General features: G+C 63.4%; 13 protein-coding genes. 4 read left to right on the forward strand and 9 right to left on the reverse strand.

Annotated features, from left to right (window positions below):
- Window positions 1–36: 36 nt before the first annotated feature.
- From hemH to AC0V6T_RS12395, 3 genes are all read right to left on the reverse strand, one after another.
- The gene (gene hemH / locus AC0V6T_RS12385) at window positions 37–1,071 is read right to left on the reverse strand and encodes a ferrochelatase (protein WP_486127296.1); all 1,035 of its coding nucleotides are present in this window, start codon (window positions 1,069–1,071) and stop codon (window positions 37–39) included.
- A gap of 99 nt (window positions 1,072–1,170) precedes the next feature.
- Window positions 1,171–3,456: a xanthine dehydrogenase family protein molybdopterin-binding subunit gene (locus AC0V6T_RS12390; protein WP_486127298.1), complete on the reverse strand. Its 2,286-nt coding sequence runs from the start codon at window positions 3,454–3,456 to the stop codon at window positions 1,171–1,173.
- Between the two features lie 4 nt (window positions 3,457–3,460).
- Complete coding sequence (locus AC0V6T_RS12395; protein WP_486127300.1) at window positions 3,461–4,462, reverse strand: Mrp/NBP35 family ATP-binding protein; 1,002 nt, start codon at window positions 4,460–4,462, stop codon at window positions 3,461–3,463.
- A 100-nt stretch (window positions 4,463–4,562) separates the two neighbouring features.
- Between AC0V6T_RS12395 and hflK the strand changes: the two genes are divergently transcribed.
- The 3 genes from hflK to AC0V6T_RS12410 all read left to right on the forward strand — a co-directional run bounded on the left by hflK (window position 4,563) and on the right by AC0V6T_RS12410 (window position 8,263).
- Complete coding sequence (gene hflK / locus AC0V6T_RS12400) at window positions 4,563–5,699, forward strand: protease modulator HflK (protein WP_486127302.1); 1,137 nt, start codon at window positions 4,563–4,565, stop codon at window positions 5,697–5,699.
- A 1-nt stretch (window position 5,700) separates the two neighbouring features.
- Window positions 5,701–6,546 carry a protease modulator HflC gene (hflC, locus tag AC0V6T_RS12405; RefSeq protein ID WP_486127304.1) on the forward strand — a complete coding sequence of 282 codons (846 nt, stop codon included), beginning with the start codon at window positions 5,701–5,703 and terminating at the stop codon, window positions 6,544–6,546.
- 181 nt (window positions 6,547–6,727) lie between these two features.
- Window positions 6,728–8,263 carry a Do family serine endopeptidase gene (locus AC0V6T_RS12410; RefSeq protein WP_486127306.1) on the forward strand — a complete coding sequence of 512 codons (1,536 nt, stop codon included), beginning with the start codon at window positions 6,728–6,730 and terminating at the stop codon, window positions 8,261–8,263.
- Window positions 8,264–8,345: 82 nt separating this feature from the next.
- On the opposite strand, the gene AC0V6T_RS12415 is transcribed toward AC0V6T_RS12410, so the two are convergent.
- From AC0V6T_RS12415 to AC0V6T_RS12430, 4 genes are all read right to left on the reverse strand, one after another.
- Window positions 8,346–10,595 carry a transglycosylase domain-containing protein gene (locus AC0V6T_RS12415; protein ID WP_486127308.1) on the reverse strand — a complete coding sequence of 750 codons (2,250 nt, stop codon included), beginning with the start codon at window positions 10,593–10,595 and terminating at the stop codon, window positions 8,346–8,348.
- Between the two features lie 175 nt (window positions 10,596–10,770).
- Window positions 10,771–11,175, reverse strand: a complete 405-nt coding sequence (gene msrB, locus AC0V6T_RS12420; protein ID WP_007166136.1) for a peptide-methionine (R)-S-oxide reductase MsrB — start codon at window positions 11,173–11,175, stop codon at window positions 10,771–10,773.
- A gap of 263 nt (window positions 11,176–11,438) precedes the next feature.
- Window positions 11,439–12,110 (reverse strand): glutathione S-transferase family protein, encoded by a 672-nt coding sequence (locus AC0V6T_RS12425; protein WP_486127310.1) that lies wholly within the window; start codon window positions 12,108–12,110, stop codon window positions 11,439–11,441.
- Window positions 12,111–12,191: 81 nt separating this feature from the next.
- A complete protein-coding gene (locus tag AC0V6T_RS12430; protein ID WP_486127312.1) occupies window positions 12,192–12,581 on the reverse strand; it encodes a hypothetical protein in 390 nt (129 codons plus the stop codon).
- A gap of 144 nt (window positions 12,582–12,725) precedes the next feature.
- Between AC0V6T_RS12430 and AC0V6T_RS12435 the strand changes: the two genes are divergently transcribed.
- On the forward strand, window positions 12,726–13,118 hold the full coding sequence (locus AC0V6T_RS12435; RefSeq protein ID WP_007166133.1) for a VOC family protein: 393 nt from the start codon (window positions 12,726–12,728) through the stop codon (window positions 13,116–13,118).
- Between the two features lie 5 nt (window positions 13,119–13,123).
- Here the strand turns inward: AC0V6T_RS12435 and metW are convergent, their stop codons facing one another.
- The gene (gene metW / locus AC0V6T_RS12440) at window positions 13,124–13,726 is read right to left on the reverse strand and encodes a methionine biosynthesis protein MetW (protein WP_486127314.1); all 603 of its coding nucleotides are present in this window, start codon (window positions 13,724–13,726) and stop codon (window positions 13,124–13,126) included.
- On the reverse strand, window positions 13,723–14,820 hold the full coding sequence (gene metX / locus AC0V6T_RS12445) for a homoserine O-acetyltransferase MetX (protein ID WP_486127316.1): 1,098 nt from the start codon (window positions 14,818–14,820) through the stop codon (window positions 13,723–13,725). The genes metW and metX overlap by 4 nt, the downstream gene beginning before the upstream one ends.
- Between the last annotated feature and the right edge of the window lie 36 nt (window positions 14,821–14,856).

The raw sequence follows: 14,856 nt of genomic DNA on the forward strand, positions 1-14,856 counted from the left end.
CCGATAGGACCGATCCGCCCATTCGCGCAGGCGTGATCAGATCCAGCCCGACAGCTCGCGCCGGATCATCGCATCGAGCATTACAACGCCCGATTGCGATACGTTGAGGCAGTCGAGCACCGCATATTGCTCGCCGCCCGCCTCGAGAAATTCGTCGCGCCCTTCGAGCGCCAGTTCCTCGAGCGTCTCCACGCAGTCGGCAGCAAAGCCGGGGGCTGCGACCACGAGGCGCTTGGTGCCTTTTTCGCCTTCCGCGATAAGCGTGTCGTCGGTGGCAGGTTCGAGCCACTGCGCCGGGCCAAAGCGCGACTGGAAAGTGGTCTTGAACTCCACCCCCTCGAATTCGGGCCGGGTTTCAAGCCGTTCGCGCAGAAGGCGTGCGCTCTTGTGGCAGTGGCAGTGATAGGGATCGCCGCGCTCAAGCGTGCGTTGAGGCATGCCGTGAAAGCTCAGCAGCATGGTCTCCGGATTGAACGAAAGCGCACCCACCTGCCGCGTCAGATCGTCAGCAAGCGCGGTGAGATAAAGGTCATCGTCGTGATAAGGCGGCAGGAACCGTAGCGCGGGTTGCCAGCGCATTTCGCGCAGCACGCGGGCGACCTCGTCGAAAACGGTCGCGGTCGTGGCAGCGCAGTATTGCGGGTACATGGGCGCGATCAGGATGCGGTCGCAGCCTTTTTCGGTCAGCTCTTTGAGCCGCTTTTCGATCGAGGGCTGGCCGTAACGCATCGCATAGTCGACGATTACGTTCTCGCCGAGATCGTCAGCAATCGCTTCTGCCTGACGAGCGGTGATATCCGCCAAAGGCGACCCGCGGTCGGTCCATATCTTGGAGTAGGCTTGCGCGCTTTTCTGCGGCCGTGTGTTTAGGATTATGCCGCGCAGGATCGGCTGCCACGCGATAGCCGGTATCTCGATCACCCGCCGGTCGGACAGGAATTGCTTGAGATAGCGCTTCACCGAGCCTGCATCAGGGCCATCGGGCGTGCCCAGATTGACCAGCAGCACGCCGATTGAGCCGCTCGATACGGGCGGGTGATCGTTAGGAAGGTGCTGCTTTTGCCAGGTCATGTTTCGCGGGTATCGCCTTAATTCTCGTGCCGAGCCCATATACGTTCTCGTCCAGCCCGTGGAGGCAGACGCGATCCCGCACGCCATGGTGTCAGATTTTTACAGTCCGCTTGAAAGTAGGGGCAAGCGGCGAAGTCGCAACCCTGTAGCGGAAAACAGGGCATTGGCAATCGCAGGAGGGGCAACCACCGTGCCCAGTTCGCCCGGATCGGCAGGCGCGGCTTCACTGGGGAGGAAATCGACATCGATCTCGGGGCAATCGGCAAGCCGAGGCAATCCGAGATCGGCGTAGTCGAAGCTCGCGGGAAGGCCGCCGCGCATTCGCAGCGCGTTGCCGAGCGCAATGCCGATGCCAAACATGAGCCCGCCTTCGATCTGCTGGCGGGCGATGTCGATATTGACGATCCGCCCGATATCGACCGCTGCCGAAAGCCGCGCAACGCGCACCCCGCCTTCTCCACGCCGCGCGGTGGCCACACAGGCGATGCGCGCGCCCGTTTCAGCATCGCCGATGCGGTGGCAGGCGAGGCCCTGTCCGCTCTGGTTTACGCCGCCATCCCACTCGGCCATCGAAGCGGCGCGCTGGAGACAGGCGGCAAGCCTGATATCACCGCCAAGCATGCTCATGCGGTAGGACAGCGGCTCGCGATTGTTCTCTGCTGCCACTTCGTCGATGAAGCTTTCGATTGCGAAGGCGCTGACCTGGTGCGCATTGCCGCGCACACGCCCGGCGGGGTAGCCGGTTTCAACCGGTACGTGGTGCACACTGACGCTCGGCAAATCGTAAGGCGGCACGGCTCCTTCAAGCGCGAGTTCGTCCTTCTGGCCGCTCGTGTCGCGGATCGCGGCGGATGGGATGAGGTTGCCGAACAGGCGGCGGCCGAATTCGTGGCTCGACGGCTGGCAAGCAACGCGCACCCGCATCGCGTCGATCGAACCCTGTCCGCCCTCTGCCAGTTGCGCTCCGATCAGCACGCCTGCGGGTGCGCGGGGACGCGAGCGGATGAGTTCATCGCGGCGCGGCCATGTCAGCTGGACCGGTCGGCCAAGCTCATTTGCAATGTGCGCTATTTCGATAGCGTGCTCGTGCTCAAGCCGCGCATCGAAGCTGCCGCCTGCGGGCATGGGATAAAGCGCGACGTCCTCTGGCGAGATACCGACCGCTTTTGCCGCCGCCTTACGAGCCTGTTCGGGGGCCTGGCTCGCGATCCAGAGTTCGAGCCGCCCGCCCGACCAGCGCGCCGCCGCGCTTGCGGTTTCGACCGGGGCGGCATGGGCGGGCTCGACGTCGTAGCGGCGCGCGGTGTCGACGCGGGTCATGCCCTCTTCGCCAAAGCCGGTTTCGGCCACGAGATAGCTGTCGCCCGAGCGAAGCAGCGTCTCGATCCGGGCTTCGATATCGGCGCTGTCGACAGGGAAGCTGACCGTGAATTGCGGGGCCATCGCTTCCAGCGCGCGCTGGGCGCTCCACCACGTTGTCGCCGCCACGGCGAGCCAGCGTTTGTGCCGCACTGCGCCCACGATCCCGCTGATTCCCTCGGCGGCCGCCTCGTTGAAGCCGGTCAGCTCGCTGCCATTGTTGGGGCCATGACGGATCGCGGCGTAGACCATGCCGGGTAAGCGCACATCGGCAGCAAAGCGGTATGACCCGTCGACCTTGGAGGGCAGATCGATGCGCGGAAACTGCGGGATCGCGCTGACATCGTCTGGCAAGCTGCCGGGAGGCGGATTGTCGCTGGGCGCTTCGGGTCGCAGCGGCGGGGGATCGGGCGGAGACTGATCGGCGGCGCCCGCTGCAAGCTCACCGAAGGTGGCGCTTTTATCACCGTGGCTGACAATGCCGTTCACGACCTGGCATTCTTCCCAGGCAACGCCCCAGCGATCCGCCGCTTCGAGAGCCAGCATCGCACGAGCGCCCGCTGCGGCTTCGCGGGCGGGGGCCTCGTAGGCGGCGAGCGAGGTGCCATCGGCGGTCGCGGTGAACCGCTGCGCCCTTGCAAATCGCTGTGCGAGCATGTCGTCAGTGGTCTCGGAAACGCCGACCGACACCGGGTCCCACAGCTGCGCCCAACGCTCTGCAAGCGGCACGTTGGGATAGGCCGAGGCGACCGGTGCTGGCTCCACCGCAACCTGCCGCCAGTCTGCACCCAGCTCCTGCGCGACGATCTGCGGGATCAGCGTCGTGATCCCCTGCCCCATCTCGAGCTGCGGCACCGCGACCGAGACGACGCCATCCTCGGCAATCTTGATCCATGCGCCGAACAGGTGCTCCCCGCTCGCCGGCTCTAGCGGGTTCGCGTAATTGCGCGGCAGGAACCACCACGCGACCAGCAACCCGCCGCCAACGGCAGCGCCGGTCACAAGGCCGCGGCGGGTCACCTGCATCGCGTCAGATCGCCCCGTTGGTCAGCCAGCGATCGAGCTTGTCAGCCACAGCCATGAAGGGCGCAGCGCCTTCATCGTCCCCGGCAGCCGGAGGTTTGCCCGCATCGCCCGCGATCCGCGTTTCGATGGTCAACGGGATACGGCCAAGGAACGGGATCTTGAGTGCGTCGGCAAACTTCTCGACCCCGCCTTGGCCGAACGGGTCGGAGACCTCGCCGCAATGCGGGCATTCATAGCCCGCCATGTTCTCTACCAGTCCGATGATCGGCACCTCGCCATCCTCGAACAATTGCCCGGCACGCGCCGCGTCGAGAAGCGCCAGGTCTTGAGGCGTCGAAACCAGCACAGCGCCGTCTGGCTTGCTGTCGGCCATCATCGAGATTTGCACATCGCCCGTTCCCGGCGGCAGGTCGATCAGGAGCAACTCGGTGTCGTCCCACGCCGCATCGACCAGCTGGCCCAGCGCCTTGCCCGCCATCGGTCCGCGCCATGCAAGCGCCTTTCCAGGAGGGACGAGGTGCCCCATCGAGAGCACCTTCACCCCGTGCGGGCTATCGACCGGGACCAGCTTGTCGCCTTGCGTAAGCGGTTTTGCGCGATCGGTTGCGAGCAGGCGCTGTTGCGAAGGGCCGTAGACGTCGCCGTCGATCACTCCGACCTTGCGGCCCTTTCGCGCCAGCGCGACCGCGAGATTGGTGGTGAGCGTCGATTTGCCGACACCGCCCTTGCCCGACCCGACAGCTATAATCATCCGACGTCGGCGATCCGCGATCAGGGCGACATGCACCGTCTCGACGTCGTCCAGCTTGCTGATTTCGTTCTCGATCAGCCCTTCAAGCTCTTCGCGAGCCTTCGCGCCAAGGTCTCCTGCCTCGGCAACAACGATAGCTCGCCCGTCCTTCAGGCGCAGCGAGCGCAGCCTTCCGTGGATCTCGATCGGCAGAGCCGCGCGCAGGCGCGCTTCGTCGTCGGCAGGGTTCGCAGAAGGTTTTGGATCGTCAGACATATTGCATCGGCCTCTATCACCAAAATCGCCCCTAACACCAAAATCGAAGCGCCAACCCCTGTTTTTCCCCAAAAGGCGTTCCTATAAGGAATGCATGCGAATGTTTGACGGCTTTAAAAAGCAATTTGGCCTTGCGATGGCGGGAAAGAAAAATCCCTGGGGTGGCTCAGGCGGTGGATCGGGTGGAGATGACGGCTCGGATGGCGGCGATACGCCAGCCGGTGGTGGCTCCGACGGCCCGCGCAATCCTTGGCTTCCCGGCGGGAAGGGCGGAGACAAGAGCGGCGGCCGCCGTTCAGCCTCCATCGAAGACATCTTCAAGAACCGCGGCCCCGAAGGCCCGCGCCGCGCTGGCGGCGGTGGCGGCATCAAGCTGCCCGAACGCCCTGGCGGCGGAAGCTGGGTTCCGGTTCTGATCGCAGCGGCGGTTGGCCTGTGGGTCATCATGTCGAGCGTTCACTTCGTCCAGCCGGGCGAAGCGGCCACTGTCACCCGCTTTGGCGGCAAGTATGTCGGCAGCTACGGGCCGGGTACCAACTGGTCCTATCCCTATCCGATCAGCGTGGTCGAAACCGAAAACGTGATCGAAATCCGTACCGAGGAAGTTCCGACCAAGCTGATCCTGACGGGCGACCAGAACCTCGTCGACCTCAGCTATTCGATTCGCTGGAACATCAAGGACCTGACCCTGTTCCAGTTCCAGCTGGCCGATCCGATCGAAACCGTGCGCGAAGCGGCGGAAACCGCGATGCGTTCATCGGTTGCTGAAAAGACGCTTGATTCGGTGATCTCGGGTGAAGGGCGCGCAGACATCCAGGAGAACGTGCGCATGCGCATGCAGTCGATCCTCGACGGTTACGGCGCAGGCATCGCGGTGCAGGGCATCGAAATCGACAAGACCGACCCGCCAGAAAGCGTGGTCGAAGCCTTCAACGACGTCCTTGCCGCACAGCAGGATGCCGAGCGTGAGCTGAACCGTGCGCGCCGTTATGCGCAGCAGGTTCTCGCCCGCGCCGAAGGTGACGCCGAAGCGTTCAACCAGATCTATTCGGAATATGCGCTTGCGCCCGAAGTGACGCGCCGCCGCCTCTATTACGAGACAATGGAAGCCGTGCTTTCGCGCACCGACAAGACGGTGATCGATGCCGATGGTGTAACGCCTTACATCCCCTTGCGTGAAGTTGAGCGTGGCCGTGCTGCCACCGCCCAGCCTGCAACGCCAACGGGAGGCCAGTAAGATGCAGAACATCTGGAACCAGTATAAAATCGCCATCATCGCGGTGGCTTTGGTCCTGATCGGTGCCGTCTCGACCCTTTTCGTGACGCCCGAGACCAAGCAGGCCGTGATCATCCGTACGGGTGAACCGCGCGAGATCGTCAACATGTACACGCCCGAAGACCCCTATGGTCAGACCGGCGCAGGCTTTTGGTATCGCATCCCGTTCATCGACCGGGTGCAGATGGTCGAACGCCGCGTGCTCGATCTCGATATGGACAACCAGCAGGTTCTCACCAGCGACCAGCAGCGCCTTCAGGTGAACGCCTATGCGCGCTTCCGGATCATCCAGCCGGTGACGATGGTGGAACGTGCAGGCGACGAAGCGCGTCTGCTGACGCAGCTGTCGCCGATCCTGACCTCGGTGCTGCGCCAGGAACTGGGCCGCCGCACCTTTGCAAGCCTGCTGACGGCAGATCGCGGTACGGCGATGACCAATATCCGCGACATCCTCGATGAACAGGCGCGCGAATATGGCGTGCAGATCATTGACGTGCGCATCAAGGCGGCCGACCTTCCCGAAGGCACTCCGCTTGAAGCTGCGTTTACCCGGATGATCTCGGACCGGCAGGAGCAAGCCGAGACGATCCGTGCACAAGGTCGCAAGAATGCGCAGATCATCCGCGCCGAAGCCGATGCAGATGCGGCCAGCACCTATGCTGACGCCTACGGCAAGGACCCGGATTTCTACGATTTCTACCGGGCCATGGAGAGCTATCGCCAGACTTTCATCAATGGGGAGGGAAACTCCTCGATGGTGCTTGATGCGGACAACGAATACTTCAACCAATTCAACGGTCGGCCCTAGGTTCGGCGGATGAGAGATGGCTGAAGACCTCTGACCGACGAAGCGCTGACCTGACGCTACCGACTACAAGCGTCTTCATTCAGCGTTCAGCGCATCTGCCCTCTTTGTGAGGGCGTAACTGGAAGACAAGCGGGCGCGCCTGACCGGGCGCTGCCCCACTCAAGAGAAGGAACGAGAGGACGTGAACAACGTGCGGTATGTTTATGGACTGACAAGCGCGCTTCTGGTGGGAGGCGCAGCAGTTTCGCTGATGACCGGCTACCCGGCCGGCGCACAGGTCGCCCAGAACGACGAAGCGGTCATGGACCGTGTCGTTCCGGTCGAAGGGGCCCCGGCAAGCTTCGCCGACCTCACCCAGCAACTCCAGCCGGCAGTGGTCAACATCTCGACCCGCCAGTCGATCGAAGTGAACCGCAACCCGTTTGCCGGCACTCCCTTTGCAGAGCTGTTCAATCGCCGCGGCGGCAATAACGGCCAGCAGCCCCAGCGGCGCGAGGCGAACTCGCTTGGCTCGGGCTTCATCATCAGTGCCGACGGTTTCGTCGTGACCAACAACCACGTGGTCTCGCCCGACAACCGGGCCCGGCTTGAAGAGATCACCGTCACCATGCCCGACGGAACCGAGTACCAGGCCGAACTGGTCGGCGCGGACGCTCAGTCGGACCTCGCGGTGCTCAAGATCCAGTCGGCGGAAACCTTCCCCTTCGTGCGCTTCGGCGACAGCTCGCAGACGCGCGTGGGTGAATGGGTGGTCGCGATCGGCAACCCGTTCGGTCTCGGCGGAACGGTCACAAGCGGGATCGTCTCGGCGGTCTACCGCAACACCGGTCAGGGCGGCGCCTATGACCGCTACATCCAGACCGACGCGTCGATCAACCGAGGCAATTCGGGCGGTCCGCTGTTCGACATGCGCGGCAACGTGATCGGCATCAACAATGCGATCTTCTCGCCTTCGGGCGGCAGCGTGGGCATCGGCTTTGCCATCCCGGCTGAAATCGCAGCCCCGATCGTCGACCAGCTCAAGCAGGGCCAGGAAATCGAGCGCGGCTATCTCGGCGTCAGCCTCGAGCCGATCAATGACGACCTAGCCGATTCGCTCGGGCTTGAACGCAATCGCGGCGAGATCGTCCAGATCGTCACCGATGACAGCCCCGCCAGCCGCGCAGGCCTGCGCCCCGGCGACGTGATCGTCGGCGTGAATGGCCGCGAAGTGACGTCGGAGCAGAGCGTCTCCTTCATCGTCGCCAATATCGAGCCGGGCGAAAGCGTACCCGTCGAAGTGCTGCGCGAAGGCCAAACCATCACGGTCAATGCGACGCTCGCCCGTCGCCCGAGCGAAGAGGAAATCGCTCAGCAGACCCAGACCTTCGATCCGGAAAGCGAAGAGCCGATGGATCCCGAGGCGTCCGACGAGATGATCGCGGAAAAGCTCGGATTGCAGGTCCTCGACCTCACCCCGCAGATCGCGCGCAGCCTTGGCGTGCCGACGGAGACGACGGGCCTCGTGATTGGCGCGGTTGATCCCAACTCGGATGCTGGCCGCAAGGGCCTGCGCCGCGGGGACATCATCCTGTCGGCCAACTATCAGGAAGTCGCCTCGACCGAGGCGCTGCGCGAGCAGATCGCCGCAGCCGAGAGCGAGGGCCGCGACGCCGTGCTCCTGCGCATCCAGCGCCGCGGCATGCCAGCGCGCTTCCTCCCGGTGCGCCTGCGCTAAGCGACGCACTTACAGCGATAAGAAAAGGGCCCCGGAGCATCGCGCTCCGGGGCCCTTTTTCATTGGTTCCTGATCCCAGTCCCTAGCCCGATGGCTGCGGCGGCCTTGGCGGCGCAACCTCTAGCGGCTGGGTGGGTGTGGGCGATGGCGAGGGCCTTGAACGCGGAGGCGGCGGCGCTTCCACCGGCCCGCGGATGGCGCGGTCAAGGAAGTCGTCGTCCACGGCAGAAGGCGGCTCCGCAATCGGCTCCAGCCCGCCTTCGCTCTCACCTTCGATATCGAAGGGCGTCCCGATTGGATCGCGGCGGCCCGGCTCGATCAGGTTCCCCTGCTCATCGATGAAGTAATAGTCGTCCGGATCGCCGAACAACGCCTCTTCGTCGGGCTCAAGCTGCCAGTCGGGAAGGTTCAGCTCGGTGTCGAATTGCTCGATCGGGCGGTCTTTGACGGCGTAGCGCATGTAAGCAGCAAAGGCGCGGGCTGGCGCTCTGCCACCCTGTAGGCCGGGCACAGCGCGCGCGTCGTCGCGGCCCATCCATACGCCTGTGGTGATGCCGCTGGAGAAGCCGACGAACCAGCCATCCTTGTTCGAACTGGTCGTGCCGGTCTTGCCAGCCACCGGACGCCCGATCTGCGCGGCGCGGCCCGTGCCTGTCTGGACGGCCGCCTGCAAAAGATCGGTTATCCCAGCGGCGACATAGTCGGGGATCAGCTGACGTTCGCGCAGTTCCTCGCGCTCGTAAATCACCTCGCCCCCGGCGGTTGCGACTTTGAGAATGCCGTAAGGCTCGATCCCGATGCCGCCCGAGGAAATGCCTCCGAAGGCGCGGGTCATTTCCAGAAGGCGCACCTCGGACGAGCCGAGCACCATCGAAGGGAAGGTCGAAATCGGGCTGGAAACACCAAAACGCCGCGCCATCGATGCGACCGTGCCGAAGCCGACTTCGTTGCCAAGCTGGGCTGCGACGGTGTTGATCGAATAGGCGAACGCGGTGCGCAGGTTGGTCTCGCCAACATTGCGTCCGTTCGAGTTGCGCGGGCTCCACCCGTCGATCGTCACCGGCGTATCGACCACGCGGTCATCAGGCGTGTACCCGGCCTCGAGCGCGGCGAGATAGACGAACAGCTTCCAAGAGGAACCGGGCTGACGCATCGCGTTGGTCGCTCGGTTGAAGTTCGTCTCGACATAATCGGTCCCGCCCACCAGCGCGAGGATCGCCCCGTCGCGGTCAAGGCTGACGAGCGCGCCTTGCGATCCATCCGGCGTGTTGGAATCGATCGCTGCAGTGGCTGCGCGCTGCATGCCTACGTCCAGCGTGGTCCAGACTTCCAGCGGAGCGTTCGTTTCAGGCAGCAGTATGTCGAGCTGCGGCAGCGCCCAGTCGGTAAAATAGCGCACCGAGTTCTGTCCCGCCTGCTCTTTCAGTTCGACCGTGCTGGTATCGACGCTGGCCTGCTGCGAGGTAATGTAGCCCTGCTCGCGCATCAGGCGCAGCACGACCTGCGCGCGCGCCACGGCGGCATCGACATCGGCGGTCGGCGAATAACGGCTCGGCGCTTTCACAAGCCCTGCGATGATCGCGCTTTCGGCTACCGATAGCTCGGTGCCGGGATGGCTGAAGAACTTGCGGCTCGCGCTGTCCACGCCATACGCGCCGCCGCCAAAATAGACCTTGTTAAGGTAGAGCTCGAGGATCTCTTCCTTGGTGAACTTCCATTCAAGCGCCATCGCCAGCACCGCCTCGCGCGCCTTGCGGTCGACGGTGCGGTTGGATGACAGGAAGAGGTTGCGCGCAAGCTGCTGCGAGATGGTCGAGGTTCCGCCGACGCGTTCACGCGTCCCCGTGATGCCTTCGATAATCGCGCCTCCGGTGCGCCAGAAGTCGATCCCGAAATGCGAGTGGAAGCGCCGGTCCTCAACCGCGATCATCGCGTTGCGCATGTTGGCCGGGATTTCGTCATGCGGCAGCCATTCGCCAAAGCTCGGGCCGATTTCGACGATCTCGGTCCCGTCGCGCGCACGCACCAGAATGGTCTGGCCTGCCTGCGTTGCCTGCAATTGCGAGAATGTGGGGATCGAGCGTGCGGCAAAGCCGACAGCGAAGCCAAGGAAAACAACCGCAAGAAGCGCCGCAGCCACGCCGCCGATCGCAAGACGCTTGAACCACTTCCAGAAAGGCGAGGGCCGCTTCATTTCGCTGCTGGAGGACGAACCGTTCGCGACCTTCTTGGCCCGCGTGGTTTTGCCCGAAGAGGCCTGTGCCCGCTCGGTTGCAGCACGGCGCGACCCGCGCTTGCCCTTGTTTTGCAGACGGTCACCGCGTTTCGACATGAATTTCCAAAAAGACCAATGGCGCCCAATACCTCAAATCCCGGCCCTGCATAGTTGACTTGTAACCCTGCGTGAACGGTCTGGAACGCCCAATGAGCGCTCCTTGAGGGTAAAACGCGCTGAATGGCGATTTTATCCGCCGATTTTACAAGTGCGGGCGAGGCGGGGCGAGGCCTCAATCCTCCGGCGCGAACTCAAGCGCGGCGGAGTTGATGCAGTAGCGAAGGCCGCCTTCTTCGGGCGGGCCATCGGGGAACACATGGCCCAGATGGCTGCCACAATTGCCGCAAGTGACCTCCGTGCGGATCATGCCAAAAGAGGTGTCACGGTGCTCGTCGATCACCTCTTCGTCGGCAGGCTTCGTGAAGGCAGGCCAGCCGCAGCCGCTGTTGTACTTGGCCGCGCTGATGAAAAGACGCGTGCCGCAAGCCGCGCACATATATTCGCCCTTCTCGTAGAACTTGTCGTACTTGCCGGTGAAGGCCCGCTCGGTTCCCGCTTCGCGCAGGATATGAAACTGCTCGGCGGTCAGGCGCTCGCGCCATTCGGCTTCGGTCAAGGTCTTGGGATCGTCGGTCATGGTTGCTCGGCCTCTCTCGCTTTGTGGCAATATCGGTGCGAGTTGGCGGGACTGCAAGCGCCGCGCGTTTTCCTACTCGCCTTCACCCGGTTATCTGAGGAGAGATGCCGTGTGATCTTGCTCTCAAATCCCGCCTGAACGCAAATTTGCGAAAGGTCACACGTCCTACAGGCATGAGCGGGCATTTGCTCAACGCGATCAGGTACTTGGATTGCTACGGCACTTTTCCAAACGCACCACTTGCGCGGTCCATCGCTAACAGGTCACGCATCGACCTGGCTATAATGCGCAGGCGGTTTGATCACGTCCATGCGTTCGGAAAGCAGCGGGCGGAAACTGGGGCGGCTCTTGAAAACCGCGTACCAGCCGCGCGTCTGTTCGTGCCCCTTCCAGTCGATCCCTCCAAGGTAATCCGCAACGCTGATCTGAGCGGCAGCGGCAAGGTCCGCCATGCTCATGGTAGACCCGGCGAGCCACGGGCGATTGTCGATCAGCCAGTCCATGTAATCGAGGTGCCCGTGTGCCAGCCGCATTGCGTCGCGCAGCTGGCGGCTGTCGGGAGGCTGCCGGGTGATAATGCGCTTCTTCATCCGCTCGTGCAGCAAGGGCGCGGTGACATCGGCGTAGAAGTTCTCGTCAAACAGCGCGACCAGCCGGCGGATCTCCGCCCGGCCTGCCGCCGTGCCGTTGATCATCGGCGAAGTGTCGACGGTCTCTTCAAGGTATTCGGCAATCGCCCGGCTATCGGCAAGCGTGATGCCCTTCTCCTGATTGACGAGTACCGGCGTGCGGCCAGCGGCGTTCAGGTTGTGAAAGGTGTCCGACGGCGCCCAGGGATGCTCACGCACCAGATCGTAAGCCACGCCCTTCTCCCCCATGAGCAGCCTGATCTTGCGCGAAAACGGACAAAGAGGGAATTGGTAGAGCTGCCACATCGTGCGGCGAGCATTGCAGCAGATGGACGCGGAAATCCATCACAATACGCATGGCCGAACGCCGAAACCCGCCGCAGCGGTTCAGATGCCCGAACTATCCAGCATAACGAGGCAGGCGGGCATGATGTCCTGCGTTTCGCCGCTGTCCCACAGGCGTTGCGCCTCCTTGCTCACGAGCGCGCTGATGCCGCTACGGTCGAGCCCGGTCTCGTCCATCAGCTGTGCCAGCGCGCGAACGAAGAACTCCCTCCCGCGCGTGTCCAGCACAGGCCATTTGAGCGCATCTTCGTTGCCAACGGATTGACCGTGAGAAACCATCGCAAAGGCCGCCGAACAGCGCAGCAAGGTCTGGCTCTTGAGCGAAAGCGGGGGCGCGGGGCTCGGTGGGGCTTGCGGGGTCGTTACCGGAGCGGGCGCGGCAGACTGGACAGACAGGGCGAGCGATGCGGCGGCGAGGAGGGGCAAAGTCATGGCGCATGCCTATAGCGATGCAGATGAACCCTTGGCTACGGCAGATCGAAGCGCAGCGGACAAAGCGCTTGTCGTGGCAGCGTGCGGCCCCTACCTCGGCCTATGTCGGTTGCAAATGACCACTAAGAGAGAGGACAGCGCAAGATGCTCAATCACGTGATGATCGGGTCGAACGATATCGAGAAGTCGAAGACCTTCTACAACGCCGTTTTAGGCGTGCTGGGTGCGGGCGAACCGATGGTGCATGTCAATGACACCGGCCAGACGCGCCTGTTCTACATGCACAATGGCTCAACCTTCTCGATCAGCGAGCCGATCAATGGCCAGCCCGCCGAATGCGCAAATGGCATGACCATCGGTTTCAAATGCGACAGCCTTGAGCAGGTTACTGAACTGCACGATGTGGCGGTCGCAAACGGCGGCAAGAGCATCGAAGACCCGCCGGGCACACGCAACGGCTCGATGGGTCCGATGAACCTTTGCTACTTCACCGATCCCGACGGCCACAAGATGTGCGGCATCCACCGGCCTTCTTGATAGGCCTAACGGCTTAGCTGGAACACAGCGAACTCAGCGCGCCAGTTGGCTCCGACGGGGCCGATGGCGCGCTCATTCGCGAAGAACCAGGTGCGCTCGATCTTGGCGCCCTTGGCCCTCGCAAGCTCGCGGAAATCGTCCACCGTCACGTGGTGGATGTTCTGCGTCTCGTACCACGTCACCGGCAAAGCGCGCGTGACCGGCATCCGCCCACCGAGCATGAGCGCGGTGCGCGTGCGCCAATGCGCGAAGTTGGGGAACGAGACGAAAGCCCGCGTTCCCACCCGGAGCAACTCGTCAAGCATAAGGTCGGGCCGGGTCGCGGTCTGCAGCGTCTGGCTTAGGATCGTGTAGTCGAACGCCTTGTCGGGATAGTCCGAAAGGTCGGTGTTGGCATCGCCCTGCACCACCGAAAGCCCGCGCCCGACGCAGCGGGCCACAAGCGCCGGGTCCAGTTCAAGCCCGCGCGCATCGCACTGCTTCTCACCCTCGAGCACGGCCATCAGCTCGCCCTCGCCGCATCCGATGTCGAGCACGCGCGTACTGCGAGCAACGTGGCGCGCAATCGCAGCAAGGTCAGGGCGCAGTGTGTTTAGGGACCCGCTCATTCAACGAAGGCCTTCACAACGCTGTCGAGCTCTTCGTGCGGCAACAGGAAGCTGTCATGCCCGTTGGGAGCGGACAGCTCGACAAAGCTGACCTTGGCTCCAGCGGCGTTCAAGGCGTGGACGACGTGCCGGCTCTCCGACGTCGGATAGAGCCAGTCGGTATCGAAGCTGACGATACAGAACCGCGCGCTCGTCCCTGCAAAGGCATCGGCGAGCTTGCCGCCATGTTCTTCGGCGATGTCGAAGTAGTCCATCGCCCGCGTGATGTAGAGGTAGGAATTGGCGTCAAATCGCTGGGTGAACCCGCTGCCCTGATAGCGCAGGTAACTCTCGACCTGAAAGTCGGCATCGAAGCCAAAGCTCTTGGCGTCGCGGTCCTGCAGGCGTCGCCCGAACTTCGCGGTCAGTCCTTCCTCGGAGAGGTAGGTGATGTGCGCCGCCATGCGCGCCACGGCGAGGCCATTGTCGGGCGAGGAGCCGCTCGCATAATAGTCGCCGTCCGCCCAAGCCGGGTCCGCCATGATCGCTTGGCGTCCGACTTCGTGAAAGGCGATGTTCTGCGCCGAATGCCGCGCGGTCGAAGCGATCACCAGCACCCTTGCTGCGCGGCTTGGCCAGTTAGCGGCCAAGCTCAACGCCTGCATGCCGCCCATCGATCCGCCGACAACCGTGTGAAGCTGCTCAATCCCGAGCCCGTCGAGTAAAGTCACCAGCCCGCGCACCATGTCGCGGATGGTGATGACGGGAAAGCGCATCGCGTAAGGTTTGCCGTCGGATGCTTCGGACGCAGGGCCGCTCGATCCCATGCAACTGCCGATCACATTGGCGCAGATGACGTGGAAGCGATCCGTGTCGATCGGCTTGCCGGGGCCGACCATACGCTCCCACCAGCCCGGCTTGCCGGTGATCGGGTGATTGCTCGCAACATATTGGTCACCGGTCAGAGCATGGCAGATTAGCACCGCATTCGAGCGATCCTCGGCCAACTCGCCATAGGTCTCATACGCGATTCTTGCGCCTTCGAGCGCCTGCCCGCTATCAAGCGGCAGGGGAGCGGGCAGCGCATAGCTCTTCGAGGCTGGGGCAGCGTTCATAAGCCAGCGCGAAGTGGGGTAGCGAGGCGTGCAAGT

Source organism: Erythrobacter sp. S158, from assembly GCF_057364915.1.

Excerpts from the sequence above, each read along its gene's own strand:
- AC0V6T_RS12430 (WP_486127312.1), bottom strand. The coding sequence starts at position 12,581 with ATGACTTTGCCCCTCCTCGCCGCCGCATCGCTCGCCCTGTCTGTCCAG.
- msrB (WP_007166136.1), bottom strand. The coding sequence starts at position 11,175 with ATGACCGACGATCCCAAGACCTTGACCGAAGCCGAATGGCGCGAGCGC.
- AC0V6T_RS12425 (WP_486127310.1), bottom strand. The coding sequence starts at position 12,110 with ATGTGGCAGCTCTACCAATTCCCTCTTTGTCCGTTTTCGCGCAAGATC.
- AC0V6T_RS12415 (WP_486127308.1), bottom strand. The coding sequence starts at position 10,595 with ATGTCGAAACGCGGTGACCGTCTGCAAAACAAGGGCAAGCGCGGGTCG.
- AC0V6T_RS12395 (WP_486127300.1), bottom strand. The coding sequence starts at position 4,462 with ATGTCTGACGATCCAAAACCTTCTGCGAACCCTGCCGACGACGAAGCG.
- AC0V6T_RS12435 (WP_007166133.1), top strand. The coding sequence starts at position 12,726 with ATGCTCAATCACGTGATGATCGGGTCGAACGATATCGAGAAGTCGAAG.
- AC0V6T_RS12390 (WP_486127298.1), bottom strand. The coding sequence starts at position 3,456 with ATGCAGGTGACCCGCCGCGGCCTTGTGACCGGCGCTGCCGTTGGCGGC.
- metX (WP_486127316.1), bottom strand. The coding sequence starts at position 14,820 with ATGAACGCTGCCCCAGCCTCGAAGAGCTATGCGCTGCCCGCTCCCCTG.
- hemH (WP_486127296.1), bottom strand. The coding sequence starts at position 1,071 with ATGACCTGGCAAAAGCAGCACCTTCCTAACGATCACCCGCCCGTATCG.
- metW (WP_486127314.1), bottom strand. The coding sequence starts at position 13,726 with ATGAGCGGGTCCCTAAACACACTGCGCCCTGACCTTGCTGCGATTGCG.
- hflK (WP_486127302.1), top strand. The coding sequence starts at position 4,563 with ATGTTTGACGGCTTTAAAAAGCAATTTGGCCTTGCGATGGCGGGAAAG.
- hflC (WP_486127304.1), top strand. The coding sequence starts at position 5,701 with ATGCAGAACATCTGGAACCAGTATAAAATCGCCATCATCGCGGTGGCT.